Source organism: Hyphobacterium sp., assembly GCF_043584775.1.
Lineage (GTDB): Bacteria > Pseudomonadota > Alphaproteobacteria > Caulobacterales > Maricaulaceae > Hyphobacterium.
In genome coordinates this window covers 2,016,459-2,033,212 of sequence record NZ_CP121327.1, presented here as the reverse complement: position 1 = coordinate 2,033,212, position 16,754 = coordinate 2,016,459, and the positions used below count along the sequence as shown (strand labels likewise).

At 61.3% G+C, this 16,754-nt stretch carries 22 protein-coding genes; 14 read left to right on the top strand and 8 right to left on the bottom strand.

Annotated elements, in window-relative coordinates; genetic code table 11:
- Positions 1-24 precede the first annotated feature (24 nt).
- From P0D52_RS10155 to proC, 3 genes are all read left to right on the top strand, one after another.
- Positions 25-351 carry an accessory factor UbiK family protein gene (locus P0D52_RS10155; protein ID WP_394692541.1) on the top strand — a complete coding sequence of 109 codons (327 nt, stop codon included), beginning with the start codon at positions 25-27 and terminating at the stop codon, positions 349-351.
- A 143-nt stretch (positions 352-494) separates the two neighbouring features.
- The gene (locus P0D52_RS10150; RefSeq protein WP_187166818.1) at positions 495-995 is read left to right on the top strand and encodes a YbjN domain-containing protein; all 501 of its coding nucleotides are present in this window, start codon (positions 495-497) and stop codon (positions 993-995) included.
- A 2-nt stretch (positions 996-997) separates the two neighbouring features.
- Positions 998-1,828, top strand: a complete 831-nt coding sequence (gene proC / locus P0D52_RS10145; protein ID WP_394692540.1) for a pyrroline-5-carboxylate reductase — start codon at positions 998-1,000, stop codon at positions 1,826-1,828.
- Here the strand turns inward: proC and P0D52_RS10140 are convergent.
- Positions 1,825-2,865, bottom strand: coding sequence for a serine hydrolase domain-containing protein (locus P0D52_RS10140; RefSeq protein ID WP_394692539.1), 1,041 nt, complete (start codon positions 2,863-2,865; stop codon positions 1,825-1,827). The genes proC and P0D52_RS10140 overlap by 4 nt on opposite strands.
- Before the next feature lie 185 nt (positions 2,866-3,050).
- On the opposite strand from P0D52_RS10140, the gene P0D52_RS10135 reads away from it, so the two are divergent.
- Positions 3,051-3,479, top strand: a complete 429-nt coding sequence (locus tag P0D52_RS10135; protein WP_394692538.1) for a hypothetical protein — start codon at positions 3,051-3,053, stop codon at positions 3,477-3,479.
- A 58-nt stretch (positions 3,480-3,537) separates the two neighbouring features.
- Here P0D52_RS10135 and P0D52_RS10130 read toward each other — a convergent pair whose 3' ends face one another.
- Positions 3,538-4,281 carry an SDR family NAD(P)-dependent oxidoreductase gene (locus P0D52_RS10130; protein WP_394692537.1) on the bottom strand — a complete coding sequence of 248 codons (744 nt, stop codon included), beginning with the start codon at positions 4,279-4,281 and terminating at the stop codon, positions 3,538-3,540.
- Between P0D52_RS10130 and uvrC the strand changes: the two genes are divergently transcribed.
- The 7 genes from uvrC (at position 4,280) to P0D52_RS10095 (ending at position 10,970) form a co-directional block, all read left to right on the top strand.
- Entirely contained in the window at positions 4,280-6,187 is a 1,908-nt protein-coding gene (gene uvrC / locus P0D52_RS10125) for an excinuclease ABC subunit UvrC (RefSeq protein WP_394692536.1), read from the top strand. The genes P0D52_RS10130 and uvrC overlap by 2 nt on opposite strands.
- Positions 6,184-6,858: a CDP-diacylglycerol--glycerol-3-phosphate 3-phosphatidyltransferase gene (pgsA, locus tag P0D52_RS10120; RefSeq protein WP_394692535.1), complete on the top strand. Its 675-nt coding sequence runs from the start codon at positions 6,184-6,186 to the stop codon at positions 6,856-6,858. Before uvrC ends, pgsA begins: the two co-directional genes overlap by 4 nt.
- Positions 6,859-6,917: 59 nt before the next feature.
- Positions 6,918-7,613, top strand: coding sequence for a response regulator (locus P0D52_RS10115; RefSeq protein ID WP_394692534.1), 696 nt, complete (start codon positions 6,918-6,920; stop codon positions 7,611-7,613).
- A gap of 21 nt (positions 7,614-7,634) precedes the next feature.
- Positions 7,635-8,945: an ATP-binding protein gene (locus tag P0D52_RS10110; RefSeq protein WP_394692533.1), complete on the top strand. Its 1,311-nt coding sequence runs from the start codon at positions 7,635-7,637 to the stop codon at positions 8,943-8,945.
- Positions 8,946-9,506: 561 nt separating this feature from the next.
- Positions 9,507-9,899 (top strand): hypothetical protein, encoded by a 393-nt coding sequence (locus tag P0D52_RS10105; protein ID WP_394692532.1) that lies wholly within the window; start codon positions 9,507-9,509, stop codon positions 9,897-9,899.
- A gap of 78 nt (positions 9,900-9,977) precedes the next feature.
- Positions 9,978-10,583, top strand: coding sequence for a hypothetical protein (locus P0D52_RS10100; RefSeq protein WP_394692531.1), 606 nt, complete (start codon positions 9,978-9,980; stop codon positions 10,581-10,583).
- Between the two features lie 63 nt (positions 10,584-10,646).
- Entirely contained in the window at positions 10,647-10,970 is a 324-nt protein-coding gene (locus P0D52_RS10095) for a hypothetical protein (RefSeq protein WP_394692530.1), read from the top strand.
- Between the two features lie 57 nt (positions 10,971-11,027).
- Here the strand turns inward: P0D52_RS10095 and P0D52_RS10090 are convergent, their stop codons facing one another.
- Together P0D52_RS10090 and P0D52_RS10085 are read right to left on the bottom strand one after the other, a co-directional pair.
- A complete protein-coding gene (locus P0D52_RS10090; protein WP_394692529.1) occupies positions 11,028-11,384 on the bottom strand; it encodes a hypothetical protein in 357 nt (118 codons plus the stop codon).
- Positions 11,385-11,468: 84 nt separating this feature from the next.
- The gene (locus P0D52_RS10085) at positions 11,469-11,858 is read right to left on the bottom strand and encodes a dihydroneopterin aldolase (protein WP_394692528.1); all 390 of its coding nucleotides are present in this window, start codon (positions 11,856-11,858) and stop codon (positions 11,469-11,471) included.
- Positions 11,859-11,953: 95 nt separating this feature from the next.
- Here P0D52_RS10085 and phhA point away from each other — a divergent pair, with 95 nt between their 5' ends.
- Together phhA and P0D52_RS10075 are read left to right on the top strand one after the other, a co-directional pair.
- Positions 11,954-12,865 carry a phenylalanine 4-monooxygenase gene (gene phhA, locus P0D52_RS10080; protein WP_394692527.1) on the top strand — a complete coding sequence of 304 codons (912 nt, stop codon included), beginning with the start codon at positions 11,954-11,956 and terminating at the stop codon, positions 12,863-12,865.
- Positions 12,866-13,077: 212 nt separating this feature from the next.
- The gene (locus tag P0D52_RS10075) at positions 13,078-13,383 is read left to right on the top strand and encodes a GIY-YIG nuclease family protein (protein WP_394692526.1); all 306 of its coding nucleotides are present in this window, start codon (positions 13,078-13,080) and stop codon (positions 13,381-13,383) included.
- Positions 13,384-13,557: 174 nt separating this feature from the next.
- Here the strand turns inward: P0D52_RS10075 and P0D52_RS10070 are convergent, their stop codons facing one another.
- From P0D52_RS10070 to P0D52_RS10060, 3 genes are all read right to left on the bottom strand, one after another.
- Positions 13,558-14,016, bottom strand: a complete 459-nt coding sequence (locus P0D52_RS10070; RefSeq protein WP_394692525.1) for a DUF6998 domain-containing protein — start codon at positions 14,014-14,016, stop codon at positions 13,558-13,560.
- Positions 14,017-14,079: 63 nt separating this feature from the next.
- Complete coding sequence (locus P0D52_RS10065) at positions 14,080-14,451, bottom strand: 6-pyruvoyl trahydropterin synthase family protein (RefSeq protein ID WP_394692524.1); 372 nt, start codon at positions 14,449-14,451, stop codon at positions 14,080-14,082.
- A gap of 13 nt (positions 14,452-14,464) precedes the next feature.
- Entirely contained in the window at positions 14,465-15,475 is a 1,011-nt protein-coding gene (locus P0D52_RS10060; protein ID WP_394692523.1) for a calcium/sodium antiporter, read from the bottom strand.
- A 204-nt stretch (positions 15,476-15,679) separates the two neighbouring features.
- Here P0D52_RS10060 and P0D52_RS10055 point away from each other — a divergent pair, with 204 nt between their 5' ends.
- On the top strand, positions 15,680-16,150 hold the full coding sequence (locus tag P0D52_RS10055) for an NUDIX domain-containing protein (protein ID WP_394692522.1): 471 nt from the start codon (positions 15,680-15,682) through the stop codon (positions 16,148-16,150).
- Positions 16,151-16,185: 35 nt separating this feature from the next.
- Here P0D52_RS10055 and P0D52_RS10050 read toward each other — a convergent pair whose 3' ends face one another.
- Positions 16,186-16,710 carry a hypothetical protein gene (locus P0D52_RS10050; RefSeq protein WP_394692521.1) on the bottom strand — a complete coding sequence of 175 codons (525 nt, stop codon included), beginning with the start codon at positions 16,708-16,710 and terminating at the stop codon, positions 16,186-16,188.
- Positions 16,711-16,754: the final 44 nt, after the last annotated feature.

Genomic DNA, 16,754 nt, shown 5'->3' with positions numbered 1-16,754 from the left:
CAGACAAGGAAAGAAGGCCACGACATGCAAACCCGTAATCCGCTGCTCAATGATTTCGCTGAACTGATGACCGACGCCTTCTCGGCGGCGCAGGCAGCCGGTGAAGAGGCGCAGACCGTTTTCCGGGCGCAAGCCGATAAAATGGCGTCCCGCATGGATTTCGTCAGCCGCGAGGAATTCGACGCGGTGAAAGCCGTGGCGCAGGCCGCGCGCGACGAGGCCGACGCCTTGAAGGTCCGCATCGAAGCTCTGGAAAAGGCGGCCACAAAACCGGCTGCGAAAAAAGCGCCGGCGAAAAAGCCGGCAGCGAAGAAATCCACAGCGAAAAAGCCCGCCAGCGGCAAGAAGTAAACTAATCCACGACTCCTCACCGTCGGGGCTATTGCCCCGGCAGAAAAACCGGCCCTAGGCTTGTTCCCAAGGCCCGCGCGATTCGTTCCGGATCGCATGCGGAGGCCGGGACAGGGCAACCGGCGCGAAAGGACACACAGCGCATGGAACTCGCGACTGAGACCACATCGTATGAGAGCGATCCGCTCGATGCCGTCGAGCAGGCCGTGATTGCCGAGCAATTGCCCTATGAGCGCGACGAGGCGGGCGAGCTGCACATGTCGGCGCCCGGCGCCTGGCGCGATCATCAGATCTGGTTCGCCTGGCGGCCCGATCATGACGCCATTCACGTCTGCGCCAGCCTGGAGCTGAAAGCGCCGAAGGCGCGCTTTCGCGAGATTTGCGAGCTGGCCGCACGCCTGAATGAAAAGCTCTGGTATGGCCATTTCGATGTCTGGGAAGAGGATGGCGGCGTGGTCTGGCGTCACGGCATCCCGATTCCGCAAGGCGAGACCCTGTCTCCGGCGCAGGCCGCCGCATTGATCAGCGCGGCGCGTGAAGCCGGCGAACGCTTCTATCCGGCCTTCCAGTTTCTGGTCTGGGGCGGAAAGACGGTCGAGGAAGCCGCGCAATCGGCCATGTTCGAAACCATCGGCGAGGCCTGATTGTGACCACGGACGGACGTATCGCGCTGATCGGAGCCGGCCGCATGGGCGGCGCCCTCGCTGCCGGCTGGCTGCGGGGCAAGGGCAGGATCGATCCCGCCCGGCTGCTGATCTGTGCGCCCAATCCCACTGACGAGATGGCCGCGCTGATCAAGGCGCATGGTCTCAAATGCGTCGATGCGCTGGGTCCGCGCATGGCGAAGGACGTCTCGCTGGTCGTGCTCGCGGTGAAGCCGCAAATCTTCCACCAGATCGCCGGCGATCTGGCCAAGGTCCTGCCGGACAATTGCGCCATTATCTCTGTCATGGCGGGGGTCACCATCCGCACCATGACCGAAGCGCTGGGCGACCGGCCGATTATCCGCGCCATGCCCAACACGCCCGCCGCCATTGGCGCGGGCATCATCGTGGCTGTGGCCAATGACGCCGGCGAAGCGCGTCAGGCCGAGGCCACCAAACTCCTGAAGGTCGGAGGATCCGTCGAGTGGATTTCCGACGAGCGCATGATGGATGCTGTCACCGCGGTTTCGGGATCCGGCCCGGCCTATTTCTTCCTGCTCGCAGAGGCGCTGGCCGGAGCGGGCGAAAATGAAGGCCTGCCACGTGATCTGGCCGAGAAGCTGGCGACCAATACGCTGATCGGCGCCGGCGAGTTATTGAAGCGCTCCGACCTCTCGCCGCAGGAATTGCGCCGTCAGGTCACTTCGCCCAATGGCACCACGCAGGCCGCGCTGGATGTGATGATGGGCAATAGCGCTCTGCCGGAATTGATGCGCCGCGCGGTCAATGCCGCCGAACGCCGCTCTCGCCAGCTCAGCGATCCGAACCGCTAGCTCTCGGAGCTGGGCGGAATACCCGGCAGGAGGGCGCGCAGGAAAAGCTGGCCGGAAAAGCCGACATCGCCCTGCAATTCGCGATGAATGCGCACGCCGCGCGTCATACGCACGACCACCAGATCATAATCCGGCAGGATGAAGAGCCGCTGATCGCCCGAGCCGGCCGCCGCATAGACCGTGGGGAAGTTGGCCGGCGCAGCGGATATGCCTGCGCGCGCTGATCTGAACCGGCTGCGTGGCTCGACGCCTTCATGATGCACCCACCAGCCCATGCCATACATGCGCATATAGCGTTGCTCGAACATGGCGGCGGTGGCCTCGGCATCCAGCAGGCGCGTTCCGCCAATCTCGCCGCCCTGTGACACCAGATAGCCAAAGCGCGCCCAGTGCATGGGCGTAATCTCGACGCCTTCAGACAGCAGCGGATCGCCTTCGAAATGCGACCAGGAGGCGACGTCGGCATCCATCGGGATCAGTACGCGCGAGCGGAAATAGTCCGCCGGTGACATATCGCTTCCCGCTGCGACCAGCTTTCGCCGCATGACTTCGCCGAAGACGGCAAACGGGCGCGGGCCATAGGCAAAGCGGGTGCCGGGCTCATTTCGGGCGCGCGAATTGACCGCATTTGCATAGGAGACATAGCGGTCCTGTACCACGTGAATGCCGCTCACCAGTGACAGGAGCTGCCGTATGGTGATCTGCGAAAGGCGTTCATCGTCCTGCCATTCGGTCAGCGTGTCCGCGACCGGCTCGTCCAGCGTCAACAGACCATCTTCCACGGCCGCTGCCGCCATCGCAGCGGTAAAGCTCTTCACGCCGCTGGCCAGCTCCCAGGCCTCATCGGGCTCGCTATTGCGATAGTGTTCACAGACCACTGCGCCGCGATGCACAACCACCACCGCCTCGCCGCGATAGCGGTCGCTATAGGTCGCCGCCGCGTCGCAATTTATCTCGAACGCCTGTGATCCGTCCGCCTGAGCCATCGCGGCCGCAGGGGCCAGAAGTCCCAGCAAGATAATGAAGATGGTGCGCATGAATCCTCCCCGGGGCCGATGGTCGACCATGCCGGGAATGCTGCCTGCCGGATCGGCGCGGTTCAATTCACAAGGCGGTGAGGACTAGCCGCCCTTTGACACATCGCGGTGACGCCGCATCAATTCATTGGAACAATGTAGCATCGTGATTTAGAGATAGCGCGGTATCCGAGGAGGCTAGTGAGGTGCTTTTTTTGCCGGTCAACGATAGACGATTGAGAAATAAATTCGAGGAACTATCCCGCCGGATGGACAGGGGCCTCGACAGCGAAGTTGTGGAGAGAGCGGGATTTGTTTGGCGTGCAAAAATTGGTCTCTTCGACGTTGCGGTAGGGTGTGACATTGATCGCGGGGCAAGCACGGACTGTGTGCTTTCCTATATCGGTCCTGCTGGACGGCCAGACGTTCTGGACCTTTTTTTTATCGATACAATCAGCGAAATTCTCAATGTCTCGATACCACCAATTGAGTGGCGGTCGGACGGAAAGCAAATAAGAAAACCAATCGTCCGCATGAAGGTGGTTTTCGCGGCAGTTTCAGAATTTGCCCGATTGGCTAGAATTGATAGTGAGGCGCTGGCAACTAAAATCGAGTCAGTTCTAGAATTGAGCTAGGGCGATAATTGAGCCCGGTACCATTAATCCAATTTTGAAATTACACGGCGGTGAAACGTTACCCCCCCTTCGACACATCGCGGTGACGGCGCATCAGGTGCTCGCCGCCATCCACCAGAATCGTCTCCGCCGTCATCGCCGGGCTGGCAATCAGGAAGCGGACGGTGCGGACAATATCCTCAGGTGTGGAGCCGCCCTGCATCGGATTATTCCGGTGCGCCGCTTCAAACTCGCGATCGCTCATATCCGGAGCGGGCAGGGTCAGGCCCGGCGCGATGCCATTGACGCGTACATTCGGGGCAAACTGCATCGCCATGGTCTCGGTCGACGTGTGCAGCCCGGCCTTGGCCAGCGTATAGCTGAAATGGTCCGGATTCAGATTGAACAGCTTCTGATCCAGCAGATTGATTACACAGCCCGAATTGCGGCTCGTATGCCTTTCCGCCATCACCGACGCCAGCAGGCAGGGCGCGACCAGATTGATATTGAGGATGCGCTGCATCTCCGCCGGATCGAGCGCGTTTGCAGAATCATAGTCAAAGACGGAGGCGGAGTTCACCAGCACATCGATCCGGCCCAGCCCGCGCACCAGCGGGATGAGCGAGCCCGTCTCTGCCAGATCGAATTGCACGGCTTCCGCCTCGCCGCCAGCGGCCCGTATATCGGCCACGGTCTGGCCGGCCTCATCGGCGGAATGGTTGAAATGCACCCAGACTTTATAGCCATCTTCGGCCAGCGCTTTGGCGATGGCTGCGCCCAGACGCTTGCCAGCGCCGGTTACGAGGGCAATTTTAGGCACCATGAAAGCCTCCCGGCCTGCTCGTCCCCCAACTGTCGCGGAAGATGCGGCGGCCCCTCCTGAAGAGGGCACTGCCGGTCTGACCGGACCCGAGGTTATTGCATCTTACGTCAAGCGGCTGCCCGCGAAACCCGGCGTCTACCGCATGTACAGCCGAGATGGCGACATTCTTTATGTCGGCAAGGCGAAAAACCTGAAAAACCGCGTCGGCAATTATGCGAAGGGCGGCGGTCACAATAACCGTATCGCGCTGATGATTGCGCTGACCCGGTCGATGGAATTCGTGGTGACGGAAACCGAGACCGAAGCGCTGCTGCTCGAAGCCAACCTCATCAAGCGGCTGAAACCGCGCTTCAATGTCATCCTGCGCGATGACAAATCCTTCCCCTACATATTGATCCGGACCGATCATGCCGCGCCGCAAATCCGCAAGCATCGCGGCGCGCGCAAGGCGAAGGGCATATATTTCGGGCCTTTCGCCAGCGCCGGGGCGGTCAATGCCACGCTGAATACGCTGCAGAAGGCTTTCCTCCTGCGCACCTGCACGGACAGCGTCTATGAAGGCCGCACCCGCCCCTGCATGCTGTATCAGATCAAGAGATGCGCCGGCCCCTGCGTCGATCTCATTCAGCCGGACGCCTATCAGGAGCTGGTGGATGAGGCGGAAGCCTTTCTGCGCGGCCGCTCCAATGCCTTGCGCGAGGAATTGAGCGGGCAAATGGCCGAGGCCTCCGATGCGCTCGATTTTGAAGCTGCCGCCAAATTGCGCGACCGCATCCGCGCCATTGCGGCGGTCACCACCGAGCAGGGCATCAATCCGGAGGGCGTGGAAGAAGCCGACATCGTTGCGCTGGCGCAAGAGGGCGGAAAATCCTGTGTGCAGGTCTTTTTCTATCGCGCCGGGCAGAATTGGGGGAACCAGTCCTTCTTCCCCAAACATGAAGCCGAGTCCGAACCCTCGGAAATTCTCGCGGCCTTCCTGGCGCAATTCTACGATGACCGGCCAGCGCCCGCCCTGATCATGACGTCTCACATTGTCGAGGATGCCGAACTCATCGGCGAAGCGCTTACCTTGCGCGCCGATCGCAAGGTGACGGTGACGACGCCGCAGCGTGGCGAGAAGAAGAAGCTGGTCGAGCGCACCCGCACCAATGCCCGCGAAGCTTTGGGCCGGCGTCTGTCGGAAAGCGCCACCCAGGCCAAATTGCTGAAGGGTGTTGCCAAGGTCTTCAAACTGGACGAGCCGCCCACCCGCATCGAGGTCTATGACAACTCCCACATACAGGGCTCGAATGCGCTGGGGGCGATGATCGTCGCCGGGCCGGAAGGCTTTTCCAAAACCCATTATCGCCGGTTCAACATGAAGGGCGACGACGCGGCCACCAATGATGACTTCGCCATGATGGCGGCCATGCTGCGCCGCCGCTTTTCACGCATGATCCGGGAACGCGAGGAGGGCGCTCCGGTGCCGGATCTGGTGCTGATTGATGGCGGCAAGGGCCAGCTGTCCTCCGTCCTGGCCGTGATGGAAGAACTGGGCGTGACCGATGTGCCGGTCGCGGCCATCGCCAAGGGGCCGGAACGCGATGCCGGTCGTGAAGCCTTCTATCTGCCGGGCGAAGCGCCGTTCAAACTGCCGATGAATGATCCGGTACTGTATTACCTCCAGCGCCTGCGCGATGAAGCGCACCGTTTTGCGATTGGCGGGCATCGGGCGAAACGCCAGAAGGCGATGCGCGATAATCCGCTTGATTCCATCCCCGGCATTGGCCCGTCGCGGAAAAAAGCGCTATTGGCTCATTTCGGTTCCGCCAAGGCGGTGGAACGCGCCGCGCTCGGCGATCTTGAAGCCGTGGAGGGCGTCTCTGCGGCCATGGCCAAACGCATTCACGACTGGTTCCAGCAATGATTTTTACCATTCCGAATATCCTCACCGCCTTTCGCCTCGTGGCCGGTCCACTGGGCGCGCTGTTTTTATGGTGGGCACTGAATGCCGAAACCAATGAGGGCCTGATCCGCTGGTGGTCCTATGCGCTGGCGCTGTTTATCGGCGGCGCGTTGTCGGACTGGTTTGATGGCTGGTTCGCCCGCAAGCTGGGGCAGGTGAGCGCGTTCGGGGCCTTGCTGGACCCTATTGCCGACAAGGTGTTTGTCGGCGCTTTCCTGATTGTGTTCGGCATCTGGTCCGGCCTGTGGTCGGTCACCTATCCGATTGCCGCCATCCTCTCGCGCGATATCATCATGACCATGATCCGCCTGTCGCGCCTCGGCAAGGAAAGCATTCCCGTGCCGGTCTCGCTGGCCGCCAAGGTCAAGACCGCGGTCGAAATGCTGATGATCGCCTGGTTCTTTGCGCTCATTTTCCTGGTGCGCGGCGACAGTATCTGGGCCTATGAGGCGTGGATCATCTTCGTCTGGATCGCTGCCGCGCTCAGCCTTTATACCGGCCTCACTTACAACAGCAGCCTGATTAGGCGATACATTGAAGAGCCGATCGTCAGAAAGATTATTCTGCCTCTGGGTCATTTGCTCGCTCGTCAGTCAAGATGGATCCGCGAAAGACTTCGTCGGGATAAGTGATCCCGCATTTGCGTGCTAGACAGGCTATATGCCGCGCAAGCCAGCGGTAAGGACGAAGAATGACCGAGATTTCCGACACCCATATTCTTGTCGTGGATGACGATGATCGCATCCGCGATCTGTTGAAGCGCTTCCTGACCAAGCACGGCTATCGCATCTCCACCTCGGCAGATGCCGTCAAGGCGCAGGGGAAAATGCGGTCGATGGATTATGACCTGATCGTGCTGGATGTGATGATGCCGGGCATGGACGGGTTCGAACTGACCAGGCTGGTGCGCGAAACCCGCGAGACCCCCATCCTGCTGCTGACCGCGCGCGGCGAAGCGGAAGACCGGATCAAGGGCCTGTCACTGGGCGCCGATGATTATCTGGCCAAGCCGTTCGAGCCGGAAGAGCTGGTTTTGCGCATCAATGCCATATTGCGCCGGTCGCGCCCGTCCGCTGTCGAGCACAAGAAAGTGCGTTTTGGCACCTTCCAGTTCGATATCGGCAATGGGGCGCTGGTGAAAAACGGCGAGGCGGTGCGCCTGACCGGCGGCGAGGAAACCCTGTTGAAGGCGCTGGCGCGGGCCGTGGGCCAGACGGTCTCTCGATACGATTTGTGCGACCTGACGGGCGGCGGCGAGCGGGCCGTCGATGTGCAAATGACGCGGCTGCGCCGCAAGCTGGAATCCGATCCGCGCCAACCGGTTCATTTACAGACCATTCGCGGTGAGGGATACAAGCTGATCGCTGATGCGATTTTCGAGGATTAGGACCGCGCTGATTTGGGACCGTTGAAACGATATCTGCCGAAAAGCCTGTTTGGCCGGTCCCTACTGATTTTCGTCGTGCCCGTCGCGGTCATGCAGGGGCTGATCGCCTGGGCCTTTTTCGAGGAGCACTGGGAGACGGTGACCCAGCGCCTGTCGGAAGGCGTGGCCGGTGATGTCGCCCTGATGACCGAATTCTTCGAGAATAGCGGCGAGGACCGGGCCGCCTTCGAAGCGATGGCAGATTCCGCCTATCGCAACATGCAGCTTTCCGTCGATTTCCGGGAAGGCGAATTATTGCCCACCTCGCGGCGGTCGTCCTTTTTCCGGACGCTGGACCGCACGCTGCGGCGCTCCCTGACCGCATCCATGGACAATCCGGTCTGGTTCGACACCACGCGTTATCCCGCCTATGTCGATATTCGCGTCCAGACCGATACAGGCGTCCTCCGTTTTATTGCGGTGCGCGAGCGCGTCTTTGCCACGACCGGGCATATCTTCCTGCTCTGGCTGTTTGGCGCGACGGCGTTGCTCAGCCTTGTCTCGGTGATCTTCATCCGCAATCAGGTGAAACCCATCCGGCGGCTGGCCGATACCGCCAAGCGATTCGGTCGCGGTGAGGATGACACCGAATTCAAGCCGGCCGGCGCGCGGGAAGTGCGCGAAGCGGCTCATGCCTTCATCGATATGCGCCAGCGCATTACGCGCCATCTCGATCAGCGCACCTCCATGCTGGCCGGGGTCAGCCATGATCTGCGCACGCCGCTGACCCGGTTGAAGCTGCAACTCGCCCTGATGCCGGACGGGCAGGAGCGCGATGACGCGATCAGCGATGTGTCCGAGATGGAGCACATGCTGGAGGAATATCTGGCTTTTGCGCGCGGGCAGGTCTCGGAAGAGACCATCGAGGCCGATGTCTCGGCGCTGGTGACGGAAGCCGTCGAAGCGGCCCGCCGCTCCGATCCCGGCATTGCGCTGGCGGCCGAGGCCGATATCCGCGCCAATGTGCGCCCCGGCGTTTTCAAGCGCGGCATCGCCAATCTTATCGCCAATGCCTGCGCCTATGGCACGACCTGCGAGGTTTCGGTCCGGCGCCAGAAGCGGCGTCTGGAAATCATTGTCGATGATGATGGCCCCGGCATTCCTGCGGACAAGCGCGAAGAGGCGTTCAAGCCTTTCTCGCGGCTTGATGAAGCCCGCAATATGAATCGCGAAGGGGTGGGGCTGGGTCTGGCCATTGCCCGCGACGTGGCCCGCGGCCATGGCGGCGAAGTGGAATTGTCCGAAAGCCCGCTGGGCGGCCTGCGCGCCGTGATGCGCCTGCCTCTGGCGTGATTCAGAGACAGAATCCGCCAACGCCCCAGCCCTGCCTGCCCCCGCGAAGGCGGGGGAGCGCGTTTCACATGAGCAGCGAGTCCCCGAACCCGACAGGGTTCACAAGCGCGACCGCGCGCCCGCAGCGTTTCCGGCTTGCCCGGAAAAAGCGAGGAGCGAGGGTCCGGATGGACCCGAGCAGTAGAGAAAAAGTGTGCGCTCCCATGGTCAGATCGCACCAATTCTTCCGCTTCAAGGAGGAGGGTGAAATGGCTGCGGTGCCCGTTGGCCAGAAGCCGACCCCTGCGAGGGAGGGTGGGGTCAGCCACCGGTTTCAGGACACCGCAACCGGGAGCGCACATCCGGGAAATTGACAGGTCACGCCTGAATGGCAGCTGAGGAGAACGGACTTTGTTTCGCCCTGCATAGGGCGCGAATAAGGCGCCGATCATGGCCATCACGGCCTCTCCTGTTACGCGAGTGCAGCATAGATTGTTCGCAAATCAGGCTTTTTTTTCGGGTTAAGTCATGGTTAACTCCCGTCTCTGCGTTGGGGGACGTAAACGTGAGCAGGAAAAATTCATGAAAAGATTTGTGATGACGGCGGCCATTCTGGGCCTGATGACCTCGGGTGCCGCACTGGCTGATGGCATGGACAATGCCGTTGGCAATACCGTTCGCATTATCGTCAATGACGCAGGCGAGGGCTTTGATGTCTACTTTGATGCGGGCGGAGCCTATTCTGACAGCATGGGCCGCACCGGCGCGATCTGGTCGTTCGACGGACAGCTCTGCATCGTCCCACCGGCCGAATCCGGTGCCGACAGCAATTGCGGTCCCTGGAATGAGGAATTGGCCGTCGGCGAAAGCTGGCAGACCAATGGCTGGTCCGGCGATGGCTCCATGATCACGATTTCTATCCTTGAAGGACGCGGCCATGACGCGCCGACCCCTCCGACGCCACCGGCTGAATAATCCGCACCACACTCACCTTCGGGGATAATGAGACGGTCAGCCTCCGGGCTGACCGTTTTGTTTTGACAGGAGAATGCCATGAACCGACCGGACCGCGCCGCCCTTCATGCAGCCATGACGGCCAAGGGATATGTCATTTTTGACAATGCCAAGGGCTTTGATCTCAACATCGTCGGCGTGAGATCAGCCGAAACCCGGGCCAACGCCTTTGATGACTGGCTCACCGTTTCCTACAAGGATGCCGCCCATGGCGATTGGGCCTTCTATGCCTTTGCCTGCACAACCGATCCCGGCCTTTCCCATCTGCAAAACCTGTCGCATCCCGACGGCACCGCCGTCCTGAAGGAAGGCCAGTACCGCTCCTCGCACATGATCCGCAAACATCAGGGCAAGTATGACGCCATCTGCCAGAAGCCCGGCTATACGCTGAAAACATATCGCGACCGCAACAAGGACGGCACGATTGACCGCGATGCGGGACGGGTCTTCACCAATGCAACCGGCATCAACATCCACCGCGCCAGCGCCACGCGCCGGTCAACGCAGGTGGATCGCTGGTCGGCCGGTTGCACGGTGATAGCCGATCCGACCGACTTCGATGTCCTGATGACGCTCGCGCGCCGGGCGAAAGAGATTTACGGCAATGGCTTCACCTATACGCTGTTGCACGAATCCGATCTCTGACAGGCATGGTTCATGCAAGTGTGCTAGGATCGACTCCGGTTTGCGTAGCGTAAGGGGAAAACCATGTTTGTTCTTGGCCGTGTTGGCTCTGTCAGTGCCACTCTGTTTCTGGCGTTCATTCTGGCGCTGGCCATGCTGGTGGCGCTGGGTCTGTACGCGCCCGACATGCTCAACTGGATCCTGAACGGTGCCGACCGAGTGGAGGACTGGCTGACCCATACCGGCCTGCCCAACCGCTACAATAATCTGGTGCGGCTTTTCCTCGGCGATGAGCAGCTGACCTTCCTCTTCTTCACCATTATTGCCCGCATCATCATTGCGATTGTCGCCAGCGCTTTTGTTGCGGCCGTGAAACCGAAATCGAAGATCGACAAGGCCTTCGGATAGCAAAACGCCGCCGTGAATATCACGGCGGCGCATTCCTGATCACAGATCTGACGACAATTAGCGGCTATCGTCGCCGTCGTCGCCGTCATCACCTTCACCGTCCGTCATGTCTTCGACGGCCGCTTCGGCGTCGTCCACCATGTCGCCGGCGGCGTCGCTCATATCGTCCATGGCATCGCCGGCTGCGTCGGTCATGTCGTCCATGGTGTCGCCTGCCGCATCCGCCATGTCATCCATGGTCTCACCGGCATCGTCCATGGCATCATCCATGGTCTCGCCAGCGGATTCCATCGTCTCTTCCATGGTCGCGGAATCGTCGCTCATTGTGTCGTCAGAATTGGCTTCCTCACCCGCTGAGCAGGCCATCAGGGCCAGCGCGGGCAGGGCAATGGTAAACATGAAACGTGAACGCATAAGTCTTCCCTTCCTTAACTCGCCAAGGATTCATTTCCGGCGGTGGGGCTTCCTTACCATAATTTCATGTTCTGTGCAGGGGAATTAACCTTGAAGCGAAATCCGCGCGGATAACCGCTCTGCGGCGACGGTGCGCGGCGTTTTGTGAACGATGGCGGTAACGCGCGCCACATCCGGGAAGGCATGCACGCGCTCGGCAATGGCCAGCGCCAGCGTCTCGATCAGATCATAATGTTTGAGGTCGGCGGTCTGCTGCACTGCGGCGGCGACCTCGTCATAATGCGCCGTCTCGCCGATGGAATCATTGGCAGGCACAGCCTTCAGCGTGATCACCAGATCGACCGTGACATCCTGACGCGCCGCGCGTTCGAAGTCATGCACGCCGAGTGCGACAGGCACGCGCAAGGCCGTAATTTCAATATCCATCTGCGGCATGGTGATCGTATCCGGGCGTTGTTTATCTGGCGTTTGCATAAGCAGGTTATGGCTGGGATTCAAGCAAGTCCCGCCTTGGCGCACCGTGCGTCTCGGGTTAAGATAGTTACAAATGAAACTAATTGGAGGCCGTCATGGTCGAGCTCCGCGTCCCCACAACCGATCCGATTGTCCAGCGCCAGGTGGAAGCCGGTCAGGTACGCGACGATTACACGATCGACCAGTGCTGGGACGAATACACCGATGAAGAGCACGCCATGTGGCGCAAGCTCTATAATCGCCAGACCGAGATGCTGGGCAATCGCGCGGTGAAGGAATTCTATGACGGTCTGGACGCGCTCGGCCTCGACAACACGATAATCCCGGATTTCCGCGAGCTCAACCCGAAGCTGGAAGCCATGACCGGCTGGAAGCTGGTCACCGTGCCGGGTCTCATCCCGGACGAGCCCTTCTTCACCCACCTCGCCAACCGGCAATTCCCGGTCGGCCGCTTCATCCGCAAGCCGCACGAGATCGACTATCTGCAGGAGCCGGACATATTCCACGATGTCTTCGGCCACTCGCCGCTGCTGGGGCTGTCCACCTTCGCCGATTACATGGCCGCCTATGGCCGTGGCGGTCTGCGCGCGCTGAAATACGGTACGCTGGAAAACATCACCCGGCTTTACTGGTACACGGTGGAATTCGGCCTGATCAAACAGGATGACGCGCTGAAGATTTACGGTGCCGGCATCGTCTCTTCCTATTCGGAAAGCGTCTTCTCGCTGGAGGCGCGTTCACCCAACCGGATCGGTTTCGACATCGAGCGCATCATGCGCGCCCAGTATCGCTATGACGATTTCCAGCAGACCTATTTCGTCATCGACAGTTTCGAGCAATTGCTGAACGACACCGTCAATAACGACTTCGCGCCCATCTATGAGCGCATCAAGGATCTCGACGACATTCCCGCGCGCGACATCGCCGAGGGTGATGATGTGATCCAGAAGGGCACGCAGGAATACGCCGATGCCGGCGGCCGCTGGGAAGACGCCCCGCAGGTTTAGGGGGCTTGAAAACACGCGTCATCCTCCGGCCGCGCGAAGCGCGAGACCGGAGGGCCTCGCCTTCAGGCAGACCCTCCGGTCAAGCCGGAGGGAGACGCAGAATGGGATGACAATTAACCCGTCATCAGCCGGATACCCACTCGTCATCACCCGACTTGTTCGGGTGATCTCGAGAAGATTGACGCCGCCAGCAGGACACGCAAAAATTGCGCATGTCCCGGCGTCATCCATTTGTCGCGGTATATATGTTGGCCTCGCGCAAGGACGGTCCGATCTACACGGGTGCCACCAATGATTTGAACCGCCGCGTCTACGAGCACCAGGCCGGACTCATCCACGGTTTTACAAAAAGGTACAATTGCACGCTTCTGGTCTGGTATGAGGCCCATACTCTGATGGCAGAGGCGATCCGCCGCGAGCGCCGGCTGAAGAAGTATTCGCGTCAATGGAAGATCAATCTGATCGAGGCGCAAAATCCGGATTGGCGCGATCTGACCGAGACCTTGTGGCATTCATAGAGATCCCCCGGATAAACCGGGGGATGACGCTGGGTTGGTGAATTTCAATTCGTCATTGCTGGAACCACCACTCATCATCAGCAGTACTACCACCCGTCATCACCCGGTTTATCCGGGTGATCTCTAAAGCGCGCCCCGCCGCAGCACGGCCCGCTCGCCGCCAGGACTGCTTCGCTAGACAGTATCCCCGTCAATGTCGGCACGAGCGGCGCGGATATCATCAGTCACATCGCGCACCGTCGGATCATCCCACACTGCATCCCGCAAATGGAAAGTCCGGCTATTGGTGTGCTTCGATCGTGTGGCGTGCGTCAGCACGAAGACGAGAGGAATCAGCGCGGCCTTCAACACCTGATAATCGTGCGAAAACAGGATTCCGCCCAGCCACTGGAAAGCGCCACTTTCCAGATTTCGAATGGCCGATAATTGCCGCGAGGTCTTGCCATGAGCCAGACGGCAGGCCTTGATCTGCACCTTCTCGCCGGTCGGCATCGTGGCGTCGAAGGACTTTTCCGAATTCGGCGCCTGTTGCCAGTCATAGGCCCGGCAAAACAGATATTCGGCCAGATCGCCGGTCGGGCTGTTATGGCTGCGGGTAATGCCGCGCCGGCGCAATTCATCCGCGATGGCCACATGGCCCTGAAGCAATGCCGTCAGTGGCTGTGTCTGGAAATCGTCGGGTTCGCGCGAGATGACCTAACCCCGCCGCAGAACCGCCCGCTCGCCGCAGGACGGGCGGCCGACTTCGACGGCAACGAGGCCCGGCAGGTTGGGCGCGAGGCGGTCAAACAGCCAGGCACAGATATTCTCCAGCGAGGGCTGGGCCAGCCCTTCGACCTCGTTCAGCAGGTGATGGTCCAGCTTGGCGATCTCCACCTTCACGATCTGCTCGATCTTCCAGGTATCCTTGATCCAACCCTTGTCATTGGGCTCGCCCGCCAGCGTCACCGATCCGGCAAAGGAATGGCCGTGCATCCGCGCAAACGGATGGTCTTTCGCCTCGTGCTCGAAAAAGTGAGCCGCCTCGAAGGTGAAGTCCTTCGTGATTTCCAGCCGGGAATGAGTCATGAACCTGCACGCGTTACGGGAGCTGGACGGGATTCATCCAGACGAGCGCCGCGATATACGCAACATAGCCGCCAAAGAAAAGCATGCCGGCCAGCCGTCCGATATTGCGGCCCGCCATGATCAGCAGGGCGAGGAGGGCACTGGCGCCCAGCATCACCCAGAAATCGAACGACATGAACTGGTCCGGTACGGTGACGGGCATATTCGCCAGACCGGCCGCCAGACCCGTTGCGCCGCCCACGGCAAAGACGTTGAACACGTTCGAGCCGAGCACATTGCCGATGGCAAGATCGCCTTGTCTTCGCATGACGGCCGTGACGACGGTGGCAAATTCCGGCAAGGAGGTGCCGATCGCCAGCGCGGTCAGGCCAATGACGGCATCCGAAACGCCCAGCAATCCCGCCGCCGCCGTGCCGCCCGCGACGATCATGTGCGCGCCGAAGGGCAGGGCGATGAGGCCGATAATCAGCGCCACGAAAATGCCAGGGGTCGAGCTCTTGCTGGCGGCTTCCTCCAGCTCGGCGACTTCCGCGAGCAGGGGATCGCCATCCTTCGCGCGCAGGGCCGAGACAGCGAGAAGGCCGATAAAGACGAAGATCAGCGCGAACAGCACCGCGCCTTCCATCAGCGAGATGGATCCGTCGCGGCTGACAATGATCAGAGCCGCCCCGGCGAGCAGGGCGAACATCGCATTGCGCTTCACCCCGGCCGTCTGCGTGCCGATGACGCCGAACAGCGCCGGCAGGCCGAGCACAAAGAGCACATTGGCGATATTGGAGCCGACGATATTACCCAGTGCGAGGCCCGGCGCGCCCGACAGCGCGGCATCGACCGACACCACCAGTTCCGGCGCGGAGGTGCCGAAGGCGACGATGGTCAGGCCGACGAGGAGGGGCGGGATTTTCGCACGCTTGGCCAACGCGGCGGACCCGCGGATCAGCATGTCACCGCCAAACAGCAGGACAATAATCCCCACCAGCACAAAGCCGCTGGCCAGGAGGAGGGAGTCGTCGACTGCCATCATATCGGCCACACCTTCAACAGAATCAGACTAGTCGAGACGTCCGAATTCGATGAGGTTGAGCACGCCAAAAGCGATGAACGGAACGGCAATGGCAACAAGAGCGAACATGGCAAACTCCATAAGAACAGGATGCATTGACCCGCTTTCTAACCGTCTTTGCAGCGCCCCGCTAGGGAGGGACTGCGCGGCGATCCGTCCCCCCTCATGAGCTGGAAATTGCGCCTCGAACCGTGGCTCAAACCGCTGATGCAGGGCCATTGGCGGCGCAGCCGCGGCATGACGCTCGGCGTGCAGGGACTGGTCCTGAACGCAGACGGCGAGATCGCGCTCGTGCGCCACACCTACCGGCCCGGCTGGCACTTCCCCGGCGGCGGGGTGGAGCGCGGCGAGACGCTGCGTCAGGCGCTGGACAAGGAGATGCGCGAGGAGGCCGGCATCGCGCTCACCGGAGCGCCCCAGCTCTTTGGCATCTATTCCAATGAGGCGAAATTCCGCGGCGATCATGTCGCCCTCTTCATCATCCGCGAGTGGACGCCCTGCACGCCCGATCATCGCGACGAGATTGCCGAGGTGATCTGGGCGGCACCTGACGCCCTCCCGGCGGAAACGTCCACGGCCACGCGCAGCCGCCTGGCAGAGGTGTTCGACGGCGCCCCGGTCAGCGAGGACTGGTAATTCCCTTCACCCGGCCCCTCACACCGGCCGCTGGGTCAGATGCCGCGTCTCGCGAATCCGGTCGAGGCGGCGTTTGATCTCGGCTCGCATGCGCGCAATCTCCTCGGGGCTCTCCTGCGGCTTTTGCGGCGGAGCGAGGCGGCAAGATGAAATTCGGTCCGCAACAGCCGGTCCGCCAGACGCGACGCTCCTTCCGCCGCGCGGATATGCCCGGCGGCCGCCAGTTGCGCGGCGCGTTGCTGCAGGGCTTTGGCCGCGTCGACGCTGGATATATCTTCGCCGTCATCCCGGACGGCGCGCAGCGGCGATCCGGGACCCATTCCGTAGTGGTCACCATCCAGCATGGGTTCCGGGTTCGCGCCTTCGGCTCGCCCCGGAATGACGGCGTTCATCCATCCCTCCCGCTCAATCTCGGCCAGCCGCCATCCGCCCGCCGCGGCCCATTGATGCAGGGTGGAGGGTGAGCGCCCTACGGCCTCGGCAATCTCGGCCATGGTCGCGCCGGCGCGGCGCATCGCCTCTGCGCGGGCTTTCAGGGTGGGAAGATCCGGAGGTGTCATGCCGGCGCAGTCTAGGCGCGCCCGCCCCGGCGTGGATTGTTTTC

What these genes read in the sequence shown, in the direction of transcription:
- P0D52_RS10155 (WP_394692541.1), top strand. Translation starts at nt 25, where the DNA reads ATGCAAACCCGTAATCCGCTGCTCAATGATTTCGCTGAACTGATGACC.
- P0D52_RS10150 (WP_187166818.1), top strand. Translation starts at nt 495, where the DNA reads ATGGAACTCGCGACTGAGACCACATCGTATGAGAGCGATCCGCTCGAT.
- P0D52_RS10140 (WP_394692539.1), bottom strand. Translation starts at nt 2,865, where the DNA reads ATGCGCACCATCTTCATTATCTTGCTGGGACTTCTGGCCCCTGCGGCC.
- uvrC (WP_394692536.1), top strand. Translation starts at nt 4,280, where the DNA reads ATGAAAGCCTCCCGGCCTGCTCGTCCCCCAACTGTCGCGGAAGATGCG.
- P0D52_RS10130 (WP_394692537.1), bottom strand. Translation starts at nt 4,281, where the DNA reads ATGGTGCCTAAAATTGCCCTCGTAACCGGCGCTGGCAAGCGTCTGGGC.
- pgsA (WP_394692535.1), top strand. Translation starts at nt 6,184, where the DNA reads ATGATTTTTACCATTCCGAATATCCTCACCGCCTTTCGCCTCGTGGCC.
- P0D52_RS10115 (WP_394692534.1), top strand. Translation starts at nt 6,918, where the DNA reads ATGACCGAGATTTCCGACACCCATATTCTTGTCGTGGATGACGATGAT.
- P0D52_RS10105 (WP_394692532.1), top strand. Translation starts at nt 9,507, where the DNA reads ATGAAAAGATTTGTGATGACGGCGGCCATTCTGGGCCTGATGACCTCG.
- P0D52_RS10100 (WP_394692531.1), top strand. Translation starts at nt 9,978, where the DNA reads ATGAACCGACCGGACCGCGCCGCCCTTCATGCAGCCATGACGGCCAAG.
- P0D52_RS10095 (WP_394692530.1), top strand. Translation starts at nt 10,647, where the DNA reads ATGTTTGTTCTTGGCCGTGTTGGCTCTGTCAGTGCCACTCTGTTTCTG.
- P0D52_RS10090 (WP_394692529.1), bottom strand. Translation starts at nt 11,384, where the DNA reads ATGCGTTCACGTTTCATGTTTACCATTGCCCTGCCCGCGCTGGCCCTG.
- P0D52_RS10085 (WP_394692528.1), bottom strand. Translation starts at nt 11,858, where the DNA reads ATGCAAACGCCAGATAAACAACGCCCGGATACGATCACCATGCCGCAG.
- phhA (WP_394692527.1), top strand. Translation starts at nt 11,954, where the DNA reads ATGGTCGAGCTCCGCGTCCCCACAACCGATCCGATTGTCCAGCGCCAG.
- P0D52_RS10075 (WP_394692526.1), top strand. Translation starts at nt 13,078, where the DNA reads ATGTCCCGGCGTCATCCATTTGTCGCGGTATATATGTTGGCCTCGCGC.
- P0D52_RS10065 (WP_394692524.1), bottom strand. Translation starts at nt 14,451, where the DNA reads ATGACTCATTCCCGGCTGGAAATCACGAAGGACTTCACCTTCGAGGCG.
- P0D52_RS10060 (WP_394692523.1), bottom strand. Translation starts at nt 15,475, where the DNA reads ATGATGGCAGTCGACGACTCCCTCCTCCTGGCCAGCGGCTTTGTGCTG.
- P0D52_RS10055 (WP_394692522.1), top strand. Translation starts at nt 15,680, where the DNA reads ATGAGCTGGAAATTGCGCCTCGAACCGTGGCTCAAACCGCTGATGCAG.
- P0D52_RS10050 (WP_394692521.1), bottom strand. Translation starts at nt 16,710, where the DNA reads ATGACACCTCCGGATCTTCCCACCCTGAAAGCCCGCGCAGAGGCGATG.